Consider the following 20,649-nt stretch of genomic DNA (forward strand, 5'->3'; position numbering starts at 1 on the left):
GACCCGATGTTGCCGGCGCAAAGGTCCGAACGCCGTCATCGGGTCATCGCCAGTAATTATTGGCTGCTGCAATGGTCGCAAAATAGGTGGCGATGACATGGGAGGCCGCGATCAGTGAATTTGCATCCCGGGAATACACTTCCCTCTGCATGTGCAGGACAGACTTGTCCGGTTGCGTGGTTGTAACGCCCTTCCTGGCCAGTTTTATTGCCAGATGAAATCCCTCCTCGGGAGTTTTTGTTATCAGGCTCTGAATCGTATCGCCTTTTGCCATCCCATCGGTTTTCTTTTCCATCTGGGCCAGGAGGGGAGTGGCCGCCATGATCTGAAAGATCAGGGCAAAAACAACCATCCGTTTAGCGTTCATAGTCTGATCTCCTTTCTTTGAGAGTTTTGGCCTGGGACCACCCCGGAGCCTTTGCCATGACTATCTTTTTCGCTCTCCAGCCTCGACCTTGTTCAATTATGAATTGAAAAAAGCCAGATAAAATTTTAGTAATATTAACACTAATATTAGTCTGTTCAAGTTTGGCTTGACATATTGTAAAACTAAGTGAATTTTTTAATGCAATGGGGCCTTTGTGATTGAAGGAGCGGCTGAGGATATTTTAAACTTTACTTTCATGAAATTATTTGTGAATAGTAATACAGCTGTTTTCAGGTTCGTTATTGTGACCGGTTCTTTATGAGAAAAAGAATAAGCGTTATTTGTGCGGTGCAGCCGAAACCCAATCCGGGAATGTCCAGTGTCGATCTGGCTTTTTTCGCTTTTGCCAGGCGTCATTTTCCTGAGGCCGAACTGCATTTTTTGAAAATAAGCGATGAAGGCCGGCTTCATGCCAAACGCATGGAAGAAGAAAAAACCGCTATTCTTCAAAGAACGCGACTTCCTTTCCAGTATGCCTGTTTTCTGGATGACCTGGATTTTTTGTATGAAAGCGATCTGATCGTCTATTGGGGCGATTTCTTTCACATGGCCCACTACCGGTTATTTGAAGCCAGACGTCAGGTAAAATTGGGCACAGTGGCCAGTTTGGAACAGGGTCTGGAGTTCGTCGACAAACATTTTTTCCTTGAGGATGCTTCTCCCGAGATATTCAGAAAAGTCATCGTGTTCGGGGAAAACCTGCTTTTCAACAAAATCGAGGATTATGCCGGAGGGACATATGCCCAATCGCTGAAGAGATTTCTCGGTCGGGTGGACAATGTCTGGATGCGCGATGTTTTTTCCGCCTTGCGGGTCAATCATCTCAAGGGAAATTTTGACAACTCCTTTCTCGGCATGGATTGCGCGTTCCTGCTGAGGGATGAAGATCTCGAGATTCTGCCGAGAAATTTTCCTCGGGGAAATAATCTCGGGACGAACAAGGTGGGCGTCTTCTTTCACCGGAATTCCGGGAATCGGTCAAAGCAGTTTGTTTTTGCCCGGAGGCTGGCCCGGGCGGCAGGTCTTGAGGCTCAATGGCTGCCCTGGAGAATCGTTCGGAATGTCGCTGCAAAAAAACGCTGGCATTTTCCGTCCCTGCAACTCATCAATTTGGAAAAAGAAGCCTGTGAGGGAGGTCTTTTCGACCTGCTGAAGGGCTATGCCTTTGTCGTCACCGACACCTATCACGTCTGCGTCAATGCCTGGCGTCTGGGCACTCCTGCCATCTGTATCGGTGAAACCATCAACGAGGAACAATGGGATGTCAGTTGCGGTCCCGCCCATGCCTGGCGTGACAAACGCTGGGTATTCTATTCGATGGTCGAAGCCTTGAACTACTATGTGCATGCCCATGAACTGACCTCCCGGAGACTCTTGCGAAAACGTCTCGGGCAACTGCGGGAGGCTCTGTCCCGGGATCAGGATATCCGCCTTATCGTTCATTTCATTGAGAGACAGCGGGACAGCCTCGAAGGGAAACTGGCTCAGGTCATCACCGGAATTTTTCAGAACCAGAGGTTTCAGGCAAAACAGCCGGCACTCTTCGAGGAGCCCCCAAGCTTTCCAATTCCATAATCGGAACTGACAATCGTCTCCCTAGAGTGAGCGGAATAAACTGTCGTCCGGCAGTCCCACTGGGCCCTCCTATTTATCGTCCGATTGTGATGAACTACCGGTAGCCTCCCCCGGGAGTGTTTCCTTTACGAAAAGGCCGGCGATCAGGGACACCAGGGCGCTGAGCAGAAGAGCAAGGAAAGCCCGGCGATAACCCTCCACTGTAAAGGCAGGGCCGATTTGGCCGTGGGCTTCAAGAATGTGGCCCAGGAGCGGTTGCAGGAAGGCGCCGCCGGCAAAGGGGAAAAGGTTGACCAGTCCGAAAACGGTCCCGGCCATGGCGGAGGGGAAAAGCTCTCTGGCGGTGGTGAAGCCGATCACGGCGATCGCCCCGCCAAAAACGCCCAAGGCAAAACAGAGCACCCCGAGCAGCGCAAGGGGCAGGTTGTCGGTCGCAAAGGACAGAATTGCGGTGATGACCACGAGGACAGAGCTCGCCAGAACGAGAGTCGGTTTGCGCCCCTTGAGAATACGGTTGGACAGGATCCCGAGCAACGGGCTGCCCACGATCATGCCGAAAGCCACGAGGGAGAGGATATTGCCCGCCCGGGCCTTGCTCAACCCGAAGATGTGCATCATGTAGGGCCCGCCCCACAGCCCGGCAAAGGCGGTGAAAACGCCGTATTTGAAGAAGAACCAGATGGCGAGCGGCCAGAAGGCGGGGCAGGTCAGAACCAGACGGACTCTCGCCGCCAGGCTGATGGCAGGATCCGTCGAGGCGGCATGCTCCGCCGGGGAGGGCCATCCCAGTTCGGCTGGACGATCCCGGACCACGCACCATATCAGGATCGCCAGAATCGCGGTCAGCAGGCCTACCAGCACGAAGGAGAGACGCCAGCCGATCCAGGTGCTGAGCAGGGCCAGGGGGGAGGCGGCCGATAGGGAACCGGCTCCGCCTACGGCCATGAGGAGCCCGGTCATGGTGATGAATTCCCGTACGCTGAACCATTCGGCGAGGATTTTCAGCGTGCAGACGAACAGGGTCGAAACCCCCAGTCCCACAAGCAGACGGCCAAGAACCGCCCAGGTCGGGGAAGGGGCGACGCCGAGCAACAGGGAGCCGGCCCCGGCGATACAGAGAAACAGAGTGATGGTTTTGCGGGGGCCCCAACTGTCGGAAAGCAGCCCGGCCGGCAGCTGCATAAGGGCATAGGGATAGAAATAGGCCGAGCTCAAAAAGCCGATAAGTGAACCCCCTGCCTGCAGGTCGGCCATCATGTCGGTGGCCACGACCGCCGGACAGAGGCGATGAAAAAAAACCAGAGCGTAGCCGAAGGCCAGGCACCAGAAAATGTACCATCGGCGCCGGAAGGTATTCTGGAGTGGTGGGGAGGACATGACCGGATCCTTGCAGAAACGGGTTGAAAGGATTGACCGTCCAACGGACCTTACAGGAAAAATCTTCTCCTTGAAACCCTGATTTTTCTATACGGGCGGAATTTATTATCCAAACGAGCTTTGGCAGCAAGGCATCGCCCGCCCGGGGAACTCCGCAAAAATTTGGTGTTCTCTTACCTTGGCAAAGTGTAATCTGAAGCCGGTAAGCGGGCAGGTGACCCTGAAAGCAACATGCCGGGGCTGGACTTCACCGCATTTACCGGCTTCCAAGGCCCCTGGAATTCAAGTTCGAAAAGGAGGAGATTGTGCAGATGAGACGTATCGCTTCCCTGACCGCTTTCCTGTCGATGTTCTTCATCCTTCTGACCAGTACAGTCCTCTTTATCGTTCCACAGGGTCGAGTAGCCTACTGGGCCGACTGGAAACTGTGGGGGCTGTCCAAGGATGATTGGACGGCCATTCATATTAATTCGGGCATCCTGTTTCTCGCCGCTCTGGTGATCCACACCTTCTACAACTGGAACAGCATCACTCTCTATCTGCGGAATAAACGCCGGCAGGTGAAAATATTTACCGTGGATTTCAACCTCGCCCTCGCATTGACGTTGCTGTTCGTTGCGGGCACTCAGTTCGTGATTCCACCCTTTTCAACCATCATCGATATCAACACCCGCATCAAGGAGGCCGCCGTCCGCAAATATGGCGACCCCCCCTACGGCCATGCGGAACTGTCCACCCTCAGGGATTTTTCCAGACACATGGATCTAGACCTCGAGAGGGCCTTGCGGGGCCTGGCAGAGGCGGGCTACACCGTTGAATCCGATCTCCGCCCACTGAAGGAGATTGCCCTTGCCAACGGCGTAGCCCCTCAGGAGATCTATCTGGCCATGGTCAGGGGTTCTCTTTCGGCCAACGGGCAAAGGATGCCGGAGAAACCGGGGCAGGGGCTGGGGAAGCTGACCCTCGGGGAATTGTGCACCCGATACGGCCTGAATACCGATCAGATCGTAAACGCCCTGCAGGAAAAAAATATCAGGAGCGAGGTCGGGATGAGCCTCAAGCAGGTCGCCGAGCTGAATGGACTGAGTGCCATGGAAGTTTATGACACGATCCGAAAGATTACCGACCAGGATTCATCGAATTGACCGAACCTGTTCACGAAACGGTTTTGTGCAAAGGAACGCGGCCTCGACGATGATTCCGGCGTTCCAGCAGCCGGTTTTCCAGCTGGTGAAAATAGGCATAAATTCCAGAGAGGAAAACCCCGGCCAGGGGCAGGGCCAAGTACCAGTGCTCCTTGGTGAAGGTCAGAACAGTAAGGATTTCTTCGCCGAATAGATAGGCGGGAGTGATCGTTGCCGTTGCCCAGATCAAAGCGCTGAATATATTGATAAGGGCGAACTTTTTGGATGAATACCTGGTTATCCCTATCGAGACCGGTATGACGGTGCGAAGACCGTACAGATACCTTTGAACGAAGATGATAGGCCACCCGTATTTTTTCAGCAGCAGATGAGCGAGGGCAAACTTGCGTCTCTGCTTATAAAGTCTGCGCTGAATGAAGCCCTTGTTGAAACGGCCGATGTAGAAGTAGACCTGATCCCCGGTAAAACCGCCCAGTAGTGCGACGAAAACGGCTATCGGGTAGGACATGTCGCCGGTATGGCAGAGAACGCCCGCCATGACGAGCCCGGTCTCACCTTCCAGAATGCTCCAGACGAACAGAATGAGATATCCGTATTGCTTGAGCCATGCAATGAACAGCTCTTCCATGGTCTACCTTTCAAAAACAGGCATGAAACAAACGCAACCAGATCTGTGTCTGCCGCTCCTGCGGCGATGAAACCTCCCGTTATTTCCCGGACTCCCCGGCATCCCTGACCTTGCCAAAAGCGGTGTTGATCACCTTCTTTCCCCCCAACGACCATCAGGACCAGCGACAGTCAACTCTCCTTACGAGTGCCGGCAGAAGGACCGTGGATAAAGAAAAAGACCTTTACCTGCGGCAATCTGCTGCAGTGTAAAGGTCTTGCAAGTTACGTTGATCGCAACCCCGTGTCCGGGCGGATAGACCGCCGTATTGACGAAGCACGGGCCGGCGATTTATCCCGCCGGATGCTACTCCCCTTTGATTTCGCCGCTAATCTAATCGTCGGCCACAATCTTGTCAAGCGGTAAACGCGATCTCTGAAAAACCCCGCTTTTTTCATTGGTTATGCACGAATTGCACGGGGATGGAGGGCTTCGCCGATGAGTGCTAAGATGACAGGAACATTACCATCCGGTCATTTTGGGCCGTAGATTTTTTCCCAGGCGTCTAGAGATGACTGGACTTTAGACTTTCGCGTTCTTTGAAAAAAGTATCAGCAGCACAAAATAATACTTGACATGGAGGCCCAAATCGTGGGCCGCGCCTTACTCGCGACTTTATGTTTGAGAGCGAGTAAGGCGCGGCCTCTAGAGGGAAATTTATTTTCTCTCTGGAGGCCGCTATGGACTACAAGGGATACCGACATATCCCCAGAGCCCTGTTTGATGCTATCACATTTCTGGCAGGGGCTCTCCCAAAACGTTCTGTCCCAACTTTTCTGGAACTGCTCTTCGGGGCAATGCTGACACAGACCGGGTTTGTGACCGACGCTTACCTGGCGATCGATGCCGTCAGGCACTGGAACAGTTATTACAAATGGCTCCACTTCGGGAAGTGGTCATGGGTTGCCTTAGGGCGTCAGACGGTTCGCCTTGTATTGCAGATGTTCCCGCGTCGACGCTGGTTTCTCATGATTGACGATACGATTGTGTTCAGATCGTCAAAGATAGCTCCCGGTTCAGCCATCCATTATGAACATGGGAGAAAAGCCAATCGCCCAGCCTTTGTCAGAGGGCAGCGCTGGGTTACCTTGGCTCTGACGCTTTCCAAAGGGTTCCGCGCACTGGGCATCCCGATTCTCTCCCGCCTGGCTCGTCAGGGAGGTAATTCAGGCAAACTGGTTGCCGCAAAAACGCTGTTGCGCGTGATTGTTCCTTTATTCGAAGGCTTCCAGACCATCCTGTTGATGGATAGCTGGTATATGCGCTGTTCCCTTATCTCGTATGCCTTGAACCATGGCCTACAGGTGATAGGTCAGGTGCGCCGGGACACCGCGCTCTTTCATCTGTCTGAGCGTACCGGCAAGAGGGGCCGCCCCAGAAAGTACGGCGACAAGGTCTCCGCAGAATGGGTCGATTCCTTACCGGAAGTCAGCATGGAGTGCCTTATCTACGGCAAGACTCAGATGGTGTACTACCGCTCTGCCATTGTCCTTGCCCGCTTTCTGAATGGCAGGGCCGTACGGATTGTCTGGAGCCGGCTCGTAAATGAGGATGGCTCTCGTACCAAGCCAAGCCTGATTCTCTCCACCGACCTGTCTCTTTCCGCCGCACGGGTTATTCTCTACTATGGGCGGAGGTGGTCGGTTGAGGATCTGTTCAACCAACTCAAGAATCGCTGGGGATGGAAGGAAACCTGGCAGCAGTCTCGACAGGTACTCCATCGCTGGGTGCAGATACTGTCGCTCAGCTATGCCATCCCCCAGTTACTGGTGCTCCTTGATGATGCAAAAGTGAAAGTCCTGGCTTCTTTTGCTCCCTGGCGCCGGAATCAGCCCATTACCGCCGGAAGAGTCCGCCAGGGGCTGCAAAGGTTTTTTGGCCATGTCAACATTCGGGCCATGTGGCACTCGAAGTCAGGTAAATTCGGACCCCGAAAATGGCCGGTTGAGGACGATTATCATCCCATGCTGGACAAGGTCGCGTAGTTTAAGACCTGTTTGACAATCAAGGAACCGCTCCACGAACAACCTACGCGCTGGAAAGGGAGTGCTGTGACTCTAAAGTCCAGTTAGAGATGAAATGGGCCTGTTATACTGGACTCCGACTATTGATGGAAGGAGGCTGCCATGGTGGACCAGATATTTCGCCTCGTCGGGCCCAACCGGGCCGTGGAGATTTTCGGAGTCAAGCTGGTCGGTGTTCATGCGGTAAACGTAAAAAAGTTTCTGTTTTCCATTCTGTTCATCCTCCTGATCCTGTTCATAGGATTCCTCCTTCGCCGCTTCCTGACCCGCTCTTTTGTGAACCGTCGATGGCAGCGGCGGGCCTTCTGGACCCGTCAGGGCATCACCATCTTCCTGGCCCTGATTCTGATCCTGGGCCTGGCTTCCATCTGGTTCGACGATCCCGGACGCCTGACAACGGCCCTTGGCCTGCTCACGGCGGCTCTCGTATTTGCCCTGCAGAAGGTCATCACGGCATTGGCCGGATACTTTATCATCCTCCGCGGGAAGACCTTCAATGTGGGAGACCGCATCCGCATGGGCGGGGTCCGCGGAGACGTAATCGCTCTCAGCCTGATGCAGACCACGATCATGGAGATGGGCCAGCCTCTGCCCGTCCAGCAGGACGAGCCGGCCATGTGGGTTCAAAGCCGCCAGTATACCGGGAGGATCGTTTCGGTGAGCAACGCTCAGATCTTCGAAGAACCGGTCTACAACTACACTCTCTATTTTCCCTACATCTGGGAGGAAATGGTGGTGCCGGTGCACTACCGCTCGAACCGGGCCGAGGCGGAGAGGATCATGCTGGAGGCGGCGCGAAGACACACGGTTTCGTTGTCCGAGCTTTCAGAAAGCGACCTCAAGGAGTTGAAGCGAAGATACTTTTTGCGTTCGGCAGACTTGCGTCCCCGGGTCTACTGGCGCTTGACCGACAATTGGCTGGAAATGAGCATGCGTTTCATCGCGAGAGATTCCGGTATCCGCGAACTGAAGGACGCAATCAGCCGCGAGATTTTGCAAGGGTTCGATGAGGCGGGGATTGAAATTTCCTCGGCGACCATGGAGGTTGTCGGTTTGCCTCCTCTTCGCATTCACCCGAAAGGCGAGGATGAGTAGGATCTGGAAGAACAGCTTTCGGTTCAGGGGCGACTTCAAAAATCATTGATCTTTTCGTAAATTAATTGTAATTTTGGGTTATTCATGAATTGAAGAATCACCTGATTTTAAATTGAGGTCAGACCGCTTGTGACCCGCACGATTATCGGGAGCACAAGCGGTGTCCTGTCATCAAGGAGGCAGAAATGAAGAGGGGGTTTGTTTTTTTGATAGTCGCAGCTTTATGTGTCACAGTCGGCAGGCCGGCTCATTCCGAAATCACGGAAAACAAGGGGTTGTTTCATCAGCAGATCAAGCTCTTTACCGGGGACGCAAAGGATTCCTACCTCCTGCTTTTTCCCATCGAAGTGACCCAGCCGGGTCGTGTCGATTTCGAATTCAAGTTGCTGAACCCCAACGAGGAGCGATACCAGAGGGCCGTCGAAAAATCCCGGGAGGGGCGCAAAGTCGAGCCTGTGTTCCGCTGGTCATTCGTGGATTCCCGTTTCTTCGATCAGAAAAAACCGATGCAGCCGGGAAAATTTCAACAGTGGGTCAATGAAGCGAACAACTACAATCCGATGGAATACCTTGCCGGCGACGAGATCCGCGGATTTGTCAGGTCGGCCAAAGCGACCCTTGATAACATCTTTGGTAAAAAGAAAAAGAAGAAAGAGGTGCCGGTTTATCTCCATGGATATTCTCAATCCGTCAGGTTCCCGGACACTCCTGCAAACCATATTTCCCTGGGGAGAATGCATCACGATATCGATTTCACAGAACTCTCGAAGACCCAGGGAATGTACTTTCTGGTGCTCGAAAATTTCACCAATCTGACCCCTGAACTTGAAGTCAAGGTTTCCTTTCCCGGAACCCAACACCAGGTGGACCAGGCCTTTTCAACACCGCCCGATCTCGCCGTCACCTCGCTTAAGGTGGAGGGGGACAGCGTCCATGTCGAAGTCGGTAACCTCGGCAAAGGCAGGATCGCGGACGAGGTGTATGGAAAAAAAGGAACGGATGCTTTGACGCTGATGCTCTCCCTGAATGGCAAAAGTTGGGGAGGAGTGACCCTGGCGGGTCTCGACCCGGAAAAACGGCTGCAACAGGGCGGGGGAATGGCAAGTTACACGTTCAAGGTAAAAGTTCCGGAGAACACGGAAGTGAAGGCCGCGTTTAAAATGCCGAAATTCGAAGATGCCGACCCCAAAAACAACGAAATGATCTATTCCCACAATCCGCGAAAACTGCTGATTTTACCCGTGCGGGCCCCCAATCAGTGACCCTCTTGGTTTGATGACTGAACGGACAAGAAAGGGGCTGCGATAGGCAGCCCCTTTCTTGTACCCTCCTTATCTGTTCGGCTCTGACAGTTCACGTGGAGCCTCTCTCATTTTCCAAGGGAACCCCGGTGGGGACGGAGTCAAGTTGTTAAATAACGGGAAAGTCTTACTTCAGAGCAGAAAGGGAACCCCGGTGGGGACGGAGTCAAGTTGTTAAATAACGGGAAAGTCTTACTTCAGAGCAGAAAGGTCCGCCCCATGGTTGATGTGGAACGGGATACCATCGAGGACAAGTGCCGGGACGGATTTGACACCGGCCTCCTCCGCTTCCGCAAGTCTATCTTTCTGTTTGCCGAGATGGACAATCTCCACTTGGAATCTGGTCTTGTCGATTGCCTCAGCAAGCTTATGCTCTACTTCGATACAAACCGGGCAGCCGGCATGATAAAATATGGCTTTAAACATGATGTGCTCCTTTCTGGCAGGATTTAAGTCGATTAGAAAGTTTCGCTCCATAAGTTCAATATGGGATCCTGCGTCACATTAGACAAGAAGGCACTTTTCGGTGCGTAGGGAACAAAATGGTGTAAAACACGGCTAATAAGGCGGAAAAATTTTGATGAATTCTCGAAAAAACTATGAGTGCCTGGAGCAGGTGGTGGGATGCAAGTGGTCGGTTTCCGTCCTGATGGCCATTAAAAATGGTGTCGATCGCCCCGGTGCTCTCGAGAGGTACATTACGGGTATATCCACCAAGGTTCTTTCAGAGCGGCTAAGGAAACTGACCTCCTACGGATTGCTGCGAAAAGAAAGGTTCAATGAACTACCTCCACGAACGGTCTACTCCCTGACGCCGAAAGGTGAAAGGCTCGTCGATATCATACACAAGATTCACGAACTTGATGCCGAAGAGACCAATGTCCGGTAAGGACTCCTTGGCATTTTCCCTTGTTTCAAAAGCAACATGACCCGGAATCTACCCCAGAGCTCTTTTTCTGAAGCAATATTTACGGGAAATTCTTGCTGTAAAAATCTTCTTGCGCTATTCGCGATTCGCGAATAGCGCATATCCATGAATTTTAAGCCATAAGACATATTGGTTGGTTGTGATTTTGTAAACAGAGCATCGCTGATGCTGAATGTTTTTCTGTTGGAGTTTCCCATATTGGGAACTATACAACCCAAAATGGGATAGTTCAGACAGGTTTTTCTGTCCTGAGACTGCTTGGCATCGGTGCGCAATACATATTCTCTGGTAAACGACCCGTCATGACCATCTGTTATCTCCCCGGAACAAAGGGAATCAGACCCAGTCGGAAGGCTTCTTCCTGAAGCGGTGCATTGCGGATATCAATCGGGCCAGGTTCGGGGTCGGACCAAATCAACTAGTTGAAATTTAAAGAAAATGCCTGAAAAAATGCCCCTAAAATACGCTTACAGGTCGATTTTCGGGGGCAATATGGGCCTTCTAAGGATTTGGGGTAACCCTGAGGGAATCAAGGGAGGATTTTCTTTATCCTTCGAATTCTGCATGCTATAAATGAAATCAATCATCTAAAACGATTTGCAGATTTTCCGTTTTGCCGAGGCACTAATGGACAAGCTTATTGAAGACCATCGAGAGGAGATCAAACAACTTGCAGCGTTGCGTGGAGCGCGACGGGTGCGAGTTTTTGGCTCTCGTGCGCGTGGCGATGCAAGGCCCGACAGCGATGTTGATATCCTGGTGGATCTTGAGCAAGGGCGTTCCGCCCTGGCGTTGGGTGGGTTGCTGATGGATCTTCAGGACTTGCTGGGCCAACGGGTTGATGTTGTAACCGCCGCCGCTTTGCATCCGAAGATCCGGGAAAAGGTCCTACAACAGGCTGTTGATTTATGATTCTCTCTGAACGCGACCAAGTTTTTGTTGAGCACATGCTGGAGTGTATCGGCCGCATTGCAAAATATACAGCCGGCGATCGCACCAATTTTTTCCAATCTGAACTTGTGCAGGATGCCGTGGTCCGGAATCTTCAGGTATTGGCCGAGTCGAGTCAACGTTTATCCGAATCTGCTAAAAATACTCAAACCAACATCGATTGGCGGGCGATTGCCGGCTTTCGTAACGTCCTTGTCCATGATTACCTAGGCCTGGATCTGGAGACGATCTGGCTGGTAATCGAACAGGATATCCCTCAACTCGAAAAAGCTCTCAAAATAATGGCTGCCATTGAATAGTTCCTCTGCCCAGAGAGGGGCCGCGAAAGCCATGGCCCATGAAATCGTTTGACGTGGGGCTGAACATTTTACGGCCGTCCGTCATAGATTTTTTCATGCCCATCGACACATTCACTTCATTGAAAACTCTGCCGGTGTTCGGGGGTCGGACCAAATCAACCACTCAAAATGGACCTTCTAAGATTTTGGGAACCCGAAGGGAACGGGAACCCCGGAGGGGACAGAGTCAAATTGTTCAACATCCGTCGAGCATCCGGGTCGCGAGAGGGCAATTTATCGCATCCCTTGCAAGGTCCACCAATGATACTTCAAATGTCCAGACCTTTCAGACACATCATCCTGCCATCGCTTGCTGTCGTCGCTCTTGTGGGGCTGTATTTCACGCCTGTATCCCTCCTGAGTTGTGTCGCCCGGGGATTGGCGGCCCATACCATTGTTGCTGGATCGCTGCTGGCCGCTTTGGTGACAGTCGGGGTTGGATTGTCGAAAAGGATAAAAGGTGAGCCCGATTCAGTCTGGTAGATCATTTCAACGATGATTTTGACGATTCCTGCTCTGTTGCTTCTTGGCCCTCTGGGGTGAATGTTCCCAGGACTTCGACAGAATTCGGGGGACACCAATTCCACTTAGGCCTAATCTCGGTGGAAAATCAGTGATATGGGAGAAAAAGCATGACCTTACCATTTCCAGAGCCTGATTTTATCCGCACCAACGGCATCCGAATGGCCGTTTACCAGCAAGGGTGCGGGCTTCCTGTTATCTTTTGCCATGGATTTCCCGAGCTGGCCTTTAGCTGGCGCAAACAACTCTCCGTTCTGGCCGAGGCGGGTTATCGCGCCATCGCACCCGATCTAAGGGGATACGGAAAAACGGAAAAACCCGAGGCGATCGAAGCCTACGATATTCTGAACCTTGTCGACGATCTGACAGGACTGCTTGATGCCCTCGAACTGGACCGTGCAATCTTTTGCGGTCACGACTGGGGAGGTCACGTGGTATGGGAAATGCCCGCCTTTCATCCGGAGCGCGTGGCGGGTATCATCGCACTGAATACCCCGCACCGCTATTTTCAGCGGATGGGCCCCGATCCCATCCGTTGGATGCTTGAGAACTACAGCGATCGCTACTACCGGATGGCGTTTCTGGAAAAAGGGATTGAAATGGGGTTGACCGCCGAGGTCCTCCCCGCCTTTCTGGGAGGTCTTTTCCGGGCGCGGCCGATGACCATGGAACAGTATTTGGCAGCGCCACCATCGGTAAGAAACCTGGAGTTCGAGTTCATTCTGGAAGCGGCGCTGGCTCCCGAGCCCGCCGGGGTTCCTTTGATGTCTCGGGACGAATTGCAGGTCTATATCGATGCCTTTAAAGAGGGGGGTCTGACCGGCCCGATCAACTGGTATCGGAACATTGTCCGGAATGCCAGGATTCTCGACAAAGTGGACAGCCGGATCGAGGTGCCCTGCCTGATGATTTCCGCAGCCGACGATATATTTTTGCCTCCTTCTCTCACAGAGGGGATGGAAAGTCATTGTGCCGATCTGGAAAAATACGTTCTTCCCGAATGCGGTCACTGGTCGCAGTCGGAGAAACCGGCCGAGGTTAACCGCCTTATTCTGGACTGGCTGGAACGAAAATTCGACCCATGACCCTTGAAGGGGCCCCTGAGGGGACGCTGGTAAGTTATTAAAGTTATTTCAAAAAGTTACATAACTTACCAGCGTCCCGCGAGATAACTTACCAGCGTCCCGCGAGAAGTCCCCGACTTCGCCTGCTAAATTATTTTAAATCGAATCCGACCTTCCATAAAAAAGGACCTGCTTTTGCTTTCGGGAAGTCAGGGTTGAAAAGAGCCAGAATTAGAAGACTGATTAACCGCACGGGGCACTAGAAGCCATTCGTAAATCCTGTCGTTTCGATAGGCGGAAGTGGCCGTGCCGACGTGGTCCAGCCCTTCATCGACATAGACGCGGTCGCCCTGATTACCTTCCAGCGGTCGAAGTCGGAGTCTCTCAATAAATCCCGCACTATGATGCCTTGATATTTCTCCCGAAGAAAACCAGACCGGAAGACCTGGGTCTTTTTCCGGCAGCCTGGTCGGATCGACAGGCCAAAGCGCTCGCCATGGGGCGGGATGCTGCAGGGCAAGGTCGAAAACTCCGTTGCCGCCGAAACTGAATCCGGTGAGATAAGTTCTGCGCGGATCGCCCATATGTCGGGCTTGAATTTCCCCCACAATCGTCCTGACGGCTCTATCGTAAAAACGCCAGTTATCCCCCCTTATGGGAAGTTGGGGAGCGACGACAATGAATTTCTGACGGACCAGGGCGGGAGCCCCCGGAGACAGGGGACCATGTCGTGTCACTCCTTCGTGGACATCGGCAGGGGCCCCCTCGCCAAGACCATGCAAAAAACAGAGGACGGGATGCGTCTCAGAGGCCTTCTGTGGCGGCAAGGACAGGAGGAAACGCAAACCCGCCATCTCGTCGTGAAGGAATTCAGAAAGCTTCATTCTGATCTCCATCTGGGGAATGGTCGCCGACCATCATCTAAATATACCAGTCATAGGTGGGGCAGCTGCAAAATCAAATTGAAACTCTTGAGGAGGTGAGCGACCCTGAGGGAATCAAGGTAGGATTTTCTTTTCCCTTCGAAATCTGCATGCTATAAATGAATTCAAACGTTTGAGGCATTTGCAATCCTTTCCGGAGATTCCAATGACTGCCCGTAAAATTGATTTGCCACTTCAAGAGATTGCCGAACTCTGCCGGCGTTACAGGGTGCGGGAACTTTCGGTTTTTGGGTCATTTCTTGGCGAAGATTTTCGGCCGGAGAGCGATATCGATCTACTGGTGGAGTTTGCTCCTGATGCAGAAATCGGCTTTCTCGACCTGGCCAGAATGGGGCGCGAACTGTCCGGGGTATTGCACCGCCCTGTAGATCTGGTCCCCAAAGCAGGGTTGAAGCCGAAAATTCGGGACGAAATCCTTTCCAGTCGTAAGGTCCTCTATGCGGCGTGAGGAACTTTATTTGGCGGATATTGTCGAAGCCGCCGATGCAATCAAGGACTTTATCCAGGGAATGGAGCGTTCCCATTTCCTTGGTAATGATCTTGTCCGAAGCGCTGTCTGCAAAAACTTATGATCATCGGGGAGGCGGCGGCCCGTTTGCCCAAAGAATTTCGGGACTGCCATCCTGAAATCCCCTGGGTGGATATTGTGGCCTTCCGCAACATCGCCGTTCATGCTTATTTTTCCGTTGACTGGGCATTGTGTGGACTGCTGCTATGAAAGACGCACCCGATTTGCGGCAGGTGGTGACGAAAATTCTTGATACCGAATATCCCGAACAAAAATAGTGAAATCCTTTACTGATGGCATTGCAGGCCGGCCTTCCGCCGCTGGATTTTTCTGAGCTCAAGGGGGACGGTCGGGAGGGGTATTTCTCTGTAGTTCGCGCAGGGCTGGATTGCGATTACCGCCCGATGGAAAAAATATTCACCAGGGTTATTGATCGGAGGTTGAAGTTTTGTGGTCTTTGAAGGCAGGAGAATCCTCTTTTACGAAGCCATCGGTTTCCTCCCTGAGGTATATCGGCAACAAGCGGGTTGGCGCGGTTGCCGCTCCTATCTTCCTTACTTTGAACGGTTATGATTTCGACGCTCCGGAGGACGATTTTGCCGACATGGTGTTGGCTGTCGCCGTGGCGGGCCGAAGTGGCCGTGTTCATCCGTCGTTGGACCAAGCATCTTGAGTCGGCAGGGCGCTTTGTGCTTGGACGATGAAGTAGATCGAAAAACAAAGGGGCTACGCTGTGAAGCGTAACCCCTTGTTTTTTCTATGGTGCCGAAGGCCGGAGTCGAACCGGCACGCCCGGAGGGCAACGGTTTTTGAGACCGTCATGTCTACCAATTCCATCACTTCGGCGAAAATTTTTGCGGAATGGAAACGAATTATAGTGAGAGAAGGTGCACCGGTCAAGCGTTTCATTTTGACCGGCGGTTTTTCTTTCAGGAATTCTGCTCTTCAATTTTTTCGCGCAGCCGGTCTGCCCATGGTCCCCTCCGAAGGGGGCGGTCTTCCACCGTGGTAATGGACAGGGTGTCCATCAGAGAGTTGGTGAGGAAAGCCTCCTCAGCCGCGAACAGTTCCTCGACAGTTATCGGTCGCTCTTCGCCGGGCAGGTCAAGAGCTGCGGCGGCCCCCAGAACCTGCCGGCGCATAATGCCGGCCAGCACAAGTTCGCCGGCGGGTGGGGTGACCAGGGCGCCTTTCTGCACAATGAACAGGTTGCTTGTCGCTCCTTCGAGGACCTGGTTTTCCGGGGTGAGGAACAGGGCCTCGCGGGCGCCCCGGCTTCTCGCATGATTTACGGCATAGAGACAGTCGGCGTAATTGCCCCGTTTCATCTGCGGCAGGTGGGAGAGGGGATTGATCCGCTGGTTCGGGGCGAAGACGCAGGCGGCGCCTTGCTCTCTTTCCTCCGGGGATGGCTCGTGGTAGGGGAGGGCGCTGATGAAGAAGCGGCCCTGGCCGCCGGGGGGAAATTCGATGCCGGCATGGCTGCCCCGGGTGACGGTCAGGCGCAGGCGGGCCACGGGTGCGTCGATGCGGCTGACGGTGTCGAGGAGGGCCTGGCGGATGCGTGCGGCATCCAGGGGGAAGCCGAGCAGTCGGGCCGACAGACGAAGCCGGTCGAGATGATCGTCGAGAAAGCGGATTCGTCCGGTCCTGGCCTTCAGGGTTTCGAACAGACTGTCGCCGAACAGCACCGCGCCGTCGTTCAGCGGTAGTCCGGCTTGCCCGGCATCGACGAATTCCCCATTAAGGTTAAGGATCATGGTTCCTCCTCCAGGGCCTGACGCAGGGCGGCGCCCTTGGCCAGGCATTCGAGCCATTCCCTCTCCGGTTCCGAGTCGGCAACAATGCCGGCGCCAACCTGGTAGGTCAGGTCCTGGCCGAATTTTTGAAAAGTCCGGATCAGGATGTTGAAATCCATTTCGCCGGTGACGCTGATGTAACCGGCGCCGCCGGTATAGGTGCCGCGTCCTACCGGCTCCAGTTCCTCGATAATTTCCATGCACCGCTTTTTGGGAACTCCGGTGATGGTGCCGCCGGGGAAGACCGCGCGGATCAGGTCGAAGGGCCCCGCGCCGTCGACCAGTTCTCCCCGGACGTTGGAGACGATGTGGGTGACGTGCGAATAGCGCTCCAGGGTCATCAGTTCGTCGACCTCGACGCTGCCGGGTTGGCAGACCTTGCCCAGATCATTGCGCTCCAGGTCGAGGAGCATGATGTGCTCGGCACGCTCCTTGGGGTGGCCGAGCAGTTCCCGGCCGAGTTGTAGGTCTTCCGGCGGGGTGAAGCCCCGTGGGCGGGTGCCGGCGATGGGCCGCAGCTCGGCGGTGCGGCCGCGCAGCGAGACGAGCCGCTCCGGGGAGCAGGAGATCAGATCGAGGTGCGGGGAATGCAGCAGCCCGCCGAAGGGGCTGGGGTTGATCCGGCGCAGGCGGGCGTAGATGTCCGCCGCAGTGAGTTCGGACCTGCCCTCGAAGCGCACGGAGAGGTTGGCCTGGTAGATGTCCCCGGCGGCGATGTAGTCCTTGGCGCGTCTTACGATGGTTTCGAACTCTGCTTGTTTCATTCCGGGCACAAGCTCATAGGTCCCGGAGCGGAGGGGATGGGATCGGGACAATTCCGGGACGCTGCGGATTTCCCCTTCCAGGGCCGACAGATCGTCGCCGGGATCGAGGGTGGACAGTGTCAATAAACGGCTCTGGTGATCGTAGACGGCACAAAGATCGACCCAGTTCAGCCACAGGACCGGCACCGGCCGATCGCGGCGGGCCTGACGCGGCAGGCTTTCGATCCAGCCGGCCAGATCGTAGGCGAGGTACCCGAAAAATCCTCCGCAGAAAGGGGCAGGATTGTCCTGCAGAGGCACCCGCCGATCGTGGTGGATTCTTGCCAGCGTGTCGAAGGGATCGCCGGGCAGGATCGTTTCCACACCGTCCCGAATGTTCACCAGTCCATCGTCGTTCAGCCGATAGGCTTCGCGGCTGCGCAGGGCCACGATGCTGTAACGCCCCGTGCGGGCCCTCGGTTCGGGAGTTTCCAGAAAACCCGGTCCTTCCGGCGACAGGCGCAGAAAGAGGCTCAGCGGATCGAAGCGGTCGAGGGAAAAGGTATGCTGTCGGAGGGTCATCGAATTCAGAATCAGGTCTCTTGAAAAGAAGCGAAATTTTTGCTGGTGATGCGCCGTGGGTACCTTATTTTCTGGCATTGCAAATTGCAAGCGAATTTGTCTGTTGATGGCCGATGCTTGGCAAACCGCTCCCTGCTTTTCTTGAATTGTTAAATGAAGCTGGTATCTTTTGGACAGGGAAAAGAGAGACGGATCAAATTGTCAATGCCCGGAATTTGAAAAGGAAGAGGAGTTGCTTATGAATGTATTTGAATATGCCATGGGCATGGAAACGGACGCGGAGGCCTTTTACAGAAAGCTGGCTGATCACACCGGACATAAAGGGATCAAGAAGATTTTTCTCGATCTGGCCGCCGATGAACAGCGGCATTTTCGAACTTTCGAGGCGCTGAAGGAAAAAACCTCCACCGCCGTCACGGATAGCCCGGCTCTGAATGATGCAAAAAATATTTTTTCCGAGCTGATGCCTGAGAAGGCAGGATTAAAAGATCTGAAAGGGGATCTCGAGGCTTACCGCTATGCCATGAAGCTGGAAGCGGACGCTGCCAGGTTCTATATGGACATAAAGGAAAAGGAACAGGATCCGCAGGTCAGGAATCAGCTGGATAAGATCATCCGGCAGGAATTCCACCATTTCCTGATCGTGGAGAATCTGTATCACTTCGTCGATGGCCCCAATCAATATCTGGCCTGGAGGGAATTCAGCAATCTGGATGAATTCTTCCAGTTCGGCCGCCGAGTGGATCTTTAGCAGGCGATGGCCTCTCCTGTCGCGCCAGAACCGGATGCCCGATGCCGAATTTGCTGCAGATCGTAGAGATCGAAATGGCCGGAGGCGGTTGAGGTTGCAATAGTCCCAGATAATGAGTTAAATTCGCTTGATGAAAACTCCAAAGAGATTTTTTCGATCTTGCATTTTCATAGGCCCGTATTAGGGTTGAATTGCTTGGCCGTACAAGCATGAACCAGGGACTTCAGCCCTTGCAAAAACTTATGCGGGCTGGTCCCCTTCTTTAACCGCTGAAACTGGAGGATTTTTACAATGGGAAAAATGGGCGAACTTTATCAGACTGCTGACTGGAAAACGGAAAAACACGTGCCTGTGATCGAGATTCTTTCCGGTTCCGTCAAGGCAGATGAGCTGTTTTCGGTCAAAATCTCTCTCGGCAAGGAGGTAGCGCACCCCAACACCACCGAGCATCACATCCGTTGGATCAAGCTTTATTTCAAAGGGGATGGGGACAAATTTCCTTACGAGGTCGGCAACTATGAGTTCTCCGCCCATGGAGAATCCGTCGCGGGGCCGAACCAGGGGCCGGTCTATACCAATCATTCGATAACGACGGAAATGAAGGTCAATAAGGCTGGCATGCTGTATGCCACGGCCTATTGCAACATTCATGGATTGTGGGAAAACACCCTGGAAGTCAAGATATAACCGGTTCAGCGCCGGGCGGGATGGTTTTTCGGGATCAGGGTTTCTTCAAGAGGCTGGGGCGGAAGAGGCGCGATTTGTACGCGGAGAAGCTTTCTTTTGAAAAATTTTCCAAAGGAGAATCCAACCATGGCCAAAACTCCCTATGTAGACAAGGATGTCTGTATCAGTTGCAACCTCTGTGTGGACATGCTGCCCGAGGTATTCAAACTGGACGAAGACAACCTGGCGGAAGTTCATGATCCAAATGGTGCCCCTGAAGAAAAAATTCAGGAGGCCATCGATTCCTGTCCTGTTTCCTGTATTCACTGGGAAGAATAGGGGCTGACCGGCCCCGCAACAGAAAAAGGGGTTGGTCGATTCGACCGGCCCCTTTCTTATTATGGCGCATTCGGAGCAACTGTTATTGGAGGGAACTCGATGAAAAGAACGACGAGGATAACCATTGTCGATGGAATTGCTTTTGTCTCTTTTCTGTTCCTGATTGCGACCGGCCTGGTGATCCGCTATGTGCTTCCGCCCGGCAGCGGCGGCATCGAAGGATATGGCACCGGCTGGAGAGCGGCCGCCCGCCCGGTGTCCGTGCTCTGGGGACTGACCCGCCATGAGTGGGGCCATCTCCATTACCTCGTTTCCGTTATATTTCTCGTGGTGATCGCAATCCATCTTTTCGTTCACCGGCGGAGCATGACAGCCTGTTTCCGCAGGAAGGAGGAGAGTCAATCCTGTCTGCCGGCCCTGATCGGCATCGGCGCCGTCATAGGTCTGCTGGCACTCGCTGTCGCTCTGGTTTTCAGCCCGGCGAAAAAGGTGCCCCGGCAGGAATTGCGGCAGGAACAGATGGAGAATGGGCCTTCCGGCGCTCTTGGCCGGGATGTGCAGTGAAAAAAAAGGAAAATACTGACCCTCTCCCTTCCCGGCATTCCCTTTGGGAATTTGGGCATCAAAAAGCAGATGATGACTATCCTCAGACCGAAAAAGTTTGTTAGGAGCACTTGGCTTGCCCTGCCCATCGAGAAATTTTCTTGACGGGATTTCGTTCCCAATGCTATTGCTTTTTTTAAATTAATTTTCATTCAATATGTCGATAGGGGCGGCTGTTTGGCAAAAGCAGGCGAAGCATCCTATTCAAAAAGCCACTCGGCCAGCAAAGCTGGTCAAGTGGCTTTTTGCGTTTTTAGCCGACCGCCGTAACGCCCTTCCGGCCCTGCGCCATGGCGGTCG

22 protein-coding genes and 1 tRNA gene are annotated in these 20,649 nt (G+C 53.5%); 15 read left to right on the forward strand and 8 right to left on the reverse strand.

The window, feature by feature from the left end:
• Positions 1 to 43: 43 nt before the first annotated feature.
• A complete protein-coding gene (locus R2940_02335) occupies positions 44 to 367 on the reverse strand; it encodes a hexameric tyrosine-coordinated heme protein (GenBank protein MEZ4598610.1) in 324 nt (107 codons plus the stop codon).
• A gap of 372 nt (positions 368 to 739) precedes the next feature.
• On the opposite strand from R2940_02335, the gene R2940_02340 reads away from it, so the two are divergent.
• Positions 740 to 2,002, forward strand: a complete 1,263-nt coding sequence (locus R2940_02340) for a polysaccharide pyruvyl transferase family protein (GenBank protein ID MEZ4598611.1) — start codon at positions 740 to 742, stop codon at positions 2,000 to 2,002.
• 69 nt (positions 2,003 to 2,071) lie between these two features.
• Here R2940_02340 and R2940_02345 read toward each other — a convergent pair whose 3' ends face one another.
• A complete protein-coding gene (locus tag R2940_02345) occupies positions 2,072 to 3,379 on the reverse strand; it encodes an MFS transporter (GenBank protein ID MEZ4598612.1) in 1,308 nt (435 codons plus the stop codon).
• A 311-nt stretch (positions 3,380 to 3,690) separates the two neighbouring features.
• Between R2940_02345 and R2940_02350 the strand changes: the two genes are divergently transcribed.
• The gene (locus tag R2940_02350) at positions 3,691 to 4,524 is read left to right on the forward strand and encodes a DUF4405 domain-containing protein (GenBank protein ID MEZ4598613.1); all 834 of its coding nucleotides are present in this window, start codon (positions 3,691 to 3,693) and stop codon (positions 4,522 to 4,524) included.
• 10 nt (positions 4,525 to 4,534) lie between these two features.
• On the opposite strand, the gene R2940_02355 is transcribed toward R2940_02350, so the two are convergent.
• Complete coding sequence (locus R2940_02355) at positions 4,535 to 5,152, reverse strand: DedA family protein (GenBank protein MEZ4598614.1); 618 nt, start codon at positions 5,150 to 5,152, stop codon at positions 4,535 to 4,537.
• A 719-nt stretch (positions 5,153 to 5,871) separates the two neighbouring features.
• Between R2940_02355 and R2940_02360 the strand changes: the two genes are divergently transcribed.
• The 3 genes from R2940_02360 (at position 5,872) to R2940_02370 (ending at position 9,572) form a co-directional block, all read left to right on the forward strand.
• Positions 5,872 to 7,176: a transposase gene (locus tag R2940_02360; protein ID MEZ4598615.1), complete on the forward strand. Its 1,305-nt coding sequence runs from the start codon at positions 5,872 to 5,874 to the stop codon at positions 7,174 to 7,176.
• A gap of 141 nt (positions 7,177 to 7,317) precedes the next feature.
• Positions 7,318 to 8,310 carry a mechanosensitive ion channel gene (locus tag R2940_02365; protein ID MEZ4598616.1) on the forward strand — a complete coding sequence of 331 codons (993 nt, stop codon included), beginning with the start codon at positions 7,318 to 7,320 and terminating at the stop codon, positions 8,308 to 8,310.
• A gap of 185 nt (positions 8,311 to 8,495) precedes the next feature.
• Positions 8,496 to 9,572, forward strand: coding sequence for a hypothetical protein (locus R2940_02370; protein MEZ4598617.1), 1,077 nt, complete (start codon positions 8,496 to 8,498; stop codon positions 9,570 to 9,572).
• Positions 9,573 to 9,803: 231 nt separating this feature from the next.
• Here the strand turns inward: R2940_02370 and R2940_02375 are convergent, their stop codons facing one another.
• On the reverse strand, positions 9,804 to 10,037 hold the full coding sequence (locus tag R2940_02375; GenBank protein MEZ4598618.1) for a thioredoxin family protein: 234 nt from the start codon (positions 10,035 to 10,037) through the stop codon (positions 9,804 to 9,806).
• A 154-nt stretch (positions 10,038 to 10,191) separates the two neighbouring features.
• Here R2940_02375 and R2940_02380 point away from each other — a divergent pair, with 154 nt between their 5' ends.
• The 4 genes from R2940_02380 to R2940_02395 all read left to right on the forward strand — a co-directional run bounded on the left by R2940_02380 (position 10,192) and on the right by R2940_02395 (position 13,435).
• Entirely contained in the window at positions 10,192 to 10,500 is a 309-nt protein-coding gene (locus tag R2940_02380) for a helix-turn-helix domain-containing protein (GenBank protein ID MEZ4598619.1), read from the forward strand.
• A 666-nt stretch (positions 10,501 to 11,166) separates the two neighbouring features.
• Positions 11,167 to 11,451: a nucleotidyltransferase family protein gene (locus R2940_02385; GenBank protein ID MEZ4598620.1), complete on the forward strand. Its 285-nt coding sequence runs from the start codon at positions 11,167 to 11,169 to the stop codon at positions 11,449 to 11,451.
• On the forward strand, positions 11,448 to 11,789 hold the full coding sequence (locus R2940_02390; protein MEZ4598621.1) for a HepT-like ribonuclease domain-containing protein: 342 nt from the start codon (positions 11,448 to 11,450) through the stop codon (positions 11,787 to 11,789). Before R2940_02385 ends, R2940_02390 begins: the two co-directional genes overlap by 4 nt.
• Positions 11,790 to 12,460: 671 nt before the next feature.
• Positions 12,461 to 13,435 (forward strand): alpha/beta hydrolase, encoded by a 975-nt coding sequence (locus R2940_02395; GenBank protein MEZ4598622.1) that lies wholly within the window; start codon positions 12,461 to 12,463, stop codon positions 13,433 to 13,435.
• A gap of 188 nt (positions 13,436 to 13,623) precedes the next feature.
• Here the strand turns inward: R2940_02395 and R2940_02400 are convergent, their stop codons facing one another.
• A complete protein-coding gene (locus tag R2940_02400) occupies positions 13,624 to 14,298 on the reverse strand; it encodes a hypothetical protein (GenBank protein ID MEZ4598623.1) in 675 nt (224 codons plus the stop codon).
• 205 nt (positions 14,299 to 14,503) lie between these two features.
• Here R2940_02400 and R2940_02405 point away from each other — a divergent pair, with 205 nt between their 5' ends.
• Together R2940_02405 and R2940_02410 are read left to right on the forward strand one after the other, a co-directional pair.
• A complete protein-coding gene (locus tag R2940_02405) occupies positions 14,504 to 14,806 on the forward strand; it encodes a nucleotidyltransferase family protein (GenBank protein ID MEZ4598624.1) in 303 nt (100 codons plus the stop codon).
• 108 nt (positions 14,807 to 14,914) lie between these two features.
• Positions 14,915 to 15,076 (forward strand): HepT-like ribonuclease domain-containing protein, encoded by a 162-nt coding sequence (locus R2940_02410; protein MEZ4598625.1) that lies wholly within the window; start codon positions 14,915 to 14,917, stop codon positions 15,074 to 15,076.
• A gap of 550 nt (positions 15,077 to 15,626) precedes the next feature.
• On the opposite strand, the gene R2940_02415 is transcribed toward R2940_02410, so the two are convergent.
• The 3 genes from R2940_02415 to R2940_02425 all read right to left on the reverse strand — a co-directional run bounded on the left by R2940_02415 (position 15,627) and on the right by R2940_02425 (position 17,990).
• Positions 15,627 to 15,712: transfer RNA gene (locus tag R2940_02415), tRNA-Leu, on the reverse strand.
• Positions 15,713 to 15,795: 83 nt separating this feature from the next.
• A complete protein-coding gene (locus tag R2940_02420; protein MEZ4598626.1) occupies positions 15,796 to 16,626 on the reverse strand; it encodes an aminotransferase class IV in 831 nt (276 codons plus the stop codon).
• Complete coding sequence (locus R2940_02425) at positions 16,623 to 17,990, reverse strand: chorismate-binding protein (protein MEZ4598627.1); 1,368 nt, start codon at positions 17,988 to 17,990, stop codon at positions 16,623 to 16,625. The genes R2940_02420 and R2940_02425 overlap by 4 nt, the downstream gene beginning before the upstream one ends.
• A 169-nt stretch (positions 17,991 to 18,159) precedes the next feature.
• Here R2940_02425 and R2940_02430 point away from each other — a divergent pair, with 169 nt between their 5' ends.
• The 4 genes from R2940_02430 (at position 18,160) to R2940_02445 (ending at position 20,310) form a co-directional block, all read left to right on the forward strand.
• On the forward strand, positions 18,160 to 18,741 hold the full coding sequence (locus tag R2940_02430) for a ferritin family protein (protein MEZ4598628.1): 582 nt from the start codon (positions 18,160 to 18,162) through the stop codon (positions 18,739 to 18,741).
• A 291-nt stretch (positions 18,742 to 19,032) separates the two neighbouring features.
• A complete protein-coding gene (locus R2940_02435) occupies positions 19,033 to 19,428 on the forward strand; it encodes a class II SORL domain-containing protein (protein MEZ4598629.1) in 396 nt (131 codons plus the stop codon).
• A 126-nt stretch (positions 19,429 to 19,554) separates the two neighbouring features.
• Positions 19,555 to 19,746, forward strand: coding sequence for a ferredoxin (locus R2940_02440; GenBank protein ID MEZ4598630.1), 192 nt, complete (start codon positions 19,555 to 19,557; stop codon positions 19,744 to 19,746).
• Positions 19,747 to 19,845: 99 nt separating this feature from the next.
• Positions 19,846 to 20,310: a DUF4405 domain-containing protein gene (locus R2940_02445; protein MEZ4598631.1), complete on the forward strand. Its 465-nt coding sequence runs from the start codon at positions 19,846 to 19,848 to the stop codon at positions 20,308 to 20,310.
• The last annotated feature ends 339 nt before the right edge of the window (positions 20,311 to 20,649 follow it).

The organism is Syntrophotaleaceae bacterium, from assembly GCA_041390365.1.
Lineage (GTDB): Bacteria > Desulfobacterota > Desulfuromonadia > Desulfuromonadales > Syntrophotaleaceae > JAWKQB01.

What these genes read in the sequence shown, in the direction of transcription:
- R2940_02335 (MEZ4598610.1), bottom strand. Translation starts at nt 367, where the DNA reads ATGAACGCTAAACGGATGGTTGTTTTTGCCCTGATCTTTCAGATCATG.
- R2940_02340 (MEZ4598611.1), top strand. Translation starts at nt 740, where the DNA reads ATGTCCAGTGTCGATCTGGCTTTTTTCGCTTTTGCCAGGCGTCATTTT.
- R2940_02345 (MEZ4598612.1), bottom strand. Translation starts at nt 3,379, where the DNA reads ATGTCCTCCCCACCACTCCAGAATACCTTCCGGCGCCGATGGTACATT.
- R2940_02350 (MEZ4598613.1), top strand. Translation starts at nt 3,691, where the DNA reads ATGAGACGTATCGCTTCCCTGACCGCTTTCCTGTCGATGTTCTTCATC.
- R2940_02355 (MEZ4598614.1), bottom strand. Translation starts at nt 5,152, where the DNA reads ATGGAAGAGCTGTTCATTGCATGGCTCAAGCAATACGGATATCTCATT.
- R2940_02360 (MEZ4598615.1), top strand. Translation starts at nt 5,872, where the DNA reads ATGGACTACAAGGGATACCGACATATCCCCAGAGCCCTGTTTGATGCT.
- R2940_02365 (MEZ4598616.1), top strand. Translation starts at nt 7,318, where the DNA reads ATGGTGGACCAGATATTTCGCCTCGTCGGGCCCAACCGGGCCGTGGAG.
- R2940_02370 (MEZ4598617.1), top strand. Translation starts at nt 8,496, where the DNA reads ATGAAGAGGGGGTTTGTTTTTTTGATAGTCGCAGCTTTATGTGTCACA.
- R2940_02375 (MEZ4598618.1), bottom strand. Translation starts at nt 10,037, where the DNA reads ATGTTTAAAGCCATATTTTATCATGCCGGCTGCCCGGTTTGTATCGAA.
- R2940_02380 (MEZ4598619.1), top strand. Translation starts at nt 10,192, where the DNA reads ATGAATTCTCGAAAAAACTATGAGTGCCTGGAGCAGGTGGTGGGATGC.
- R2940_02385 (MEZ4598620.1), top strand. Translation starts at nt 11,167, where the DNA reads ATGGACAAGCTTATTGAAGACCATCGAGAGGAGATCAAACAACTTGCA.
- R2940_02390 (MEZ4598621.1), top strand. Translation starts at nt 11,448, where the DNA reads ATGATTCTCTCTGAACGCGACCAAGTTTTTGTTGAGCACATGCTGGAG.
- R2940_02395 (MEZ4598622.1), top strand. Translation starts at nt 12,461, where the DNA reads ATGACCTTACCATTTCCAGAGCCTGATTTTATCCGCACCAACGGCATC.
- R2940_02400 (MEZ4598623.1), bottom strand. Translation starts at nt 14,298, where the DNA reads ATGAAGCTTTCTGAATTCCTTCACGACGAGATGGCGGGTTTGCGTTTC.
- R2940_02405 (MEZ4598624.1), top strand. Translation starts at nt 14,504, where the DNA reads ATGACTGCCCGTAAAATTGATTTGCCACTTCAAGAGATTGCCGAACTC.
- R2940_02420 (MEZ4598626.1), bottom strand. Translation starts at nt 16,626, where the DNA reads ATGATCCTTAACCTTAATGGGGAATTCGTCGATGCCGGGCAAGCCGGA.
- R2940_02425 (MEZ4598627.1), bottom strand. Translation starts at nt 17,990, where the DNA reads ATGACCCTCCGACAGCATACCTTTTCCCTCGACCGCTTCGATCCGCTG.
- R2940_02435 (MEZ4598629.1), top strand. Translation starts at nt 19,033, where the DNA reads ATGGGAAAAATGGGCGAACTTTATCAGACTGCTGACTGGAAAACGGAA.
- R2940_02440 (MEZ4598630.1), top strand. Translation starts at nt 19,555, where the DNA reads ATGGCCAAAACTCCCTATGTAGACAAGGATGTCTGTATCAGTTGCAAC.
- R2940_02445 (MEZ4598631.1), top strand. Translation starts at nt 19,846, where the DNA reads ATGAAAAGAACGACGAGGATAACCATTGTCGATGGAATTGCTTTTGTC.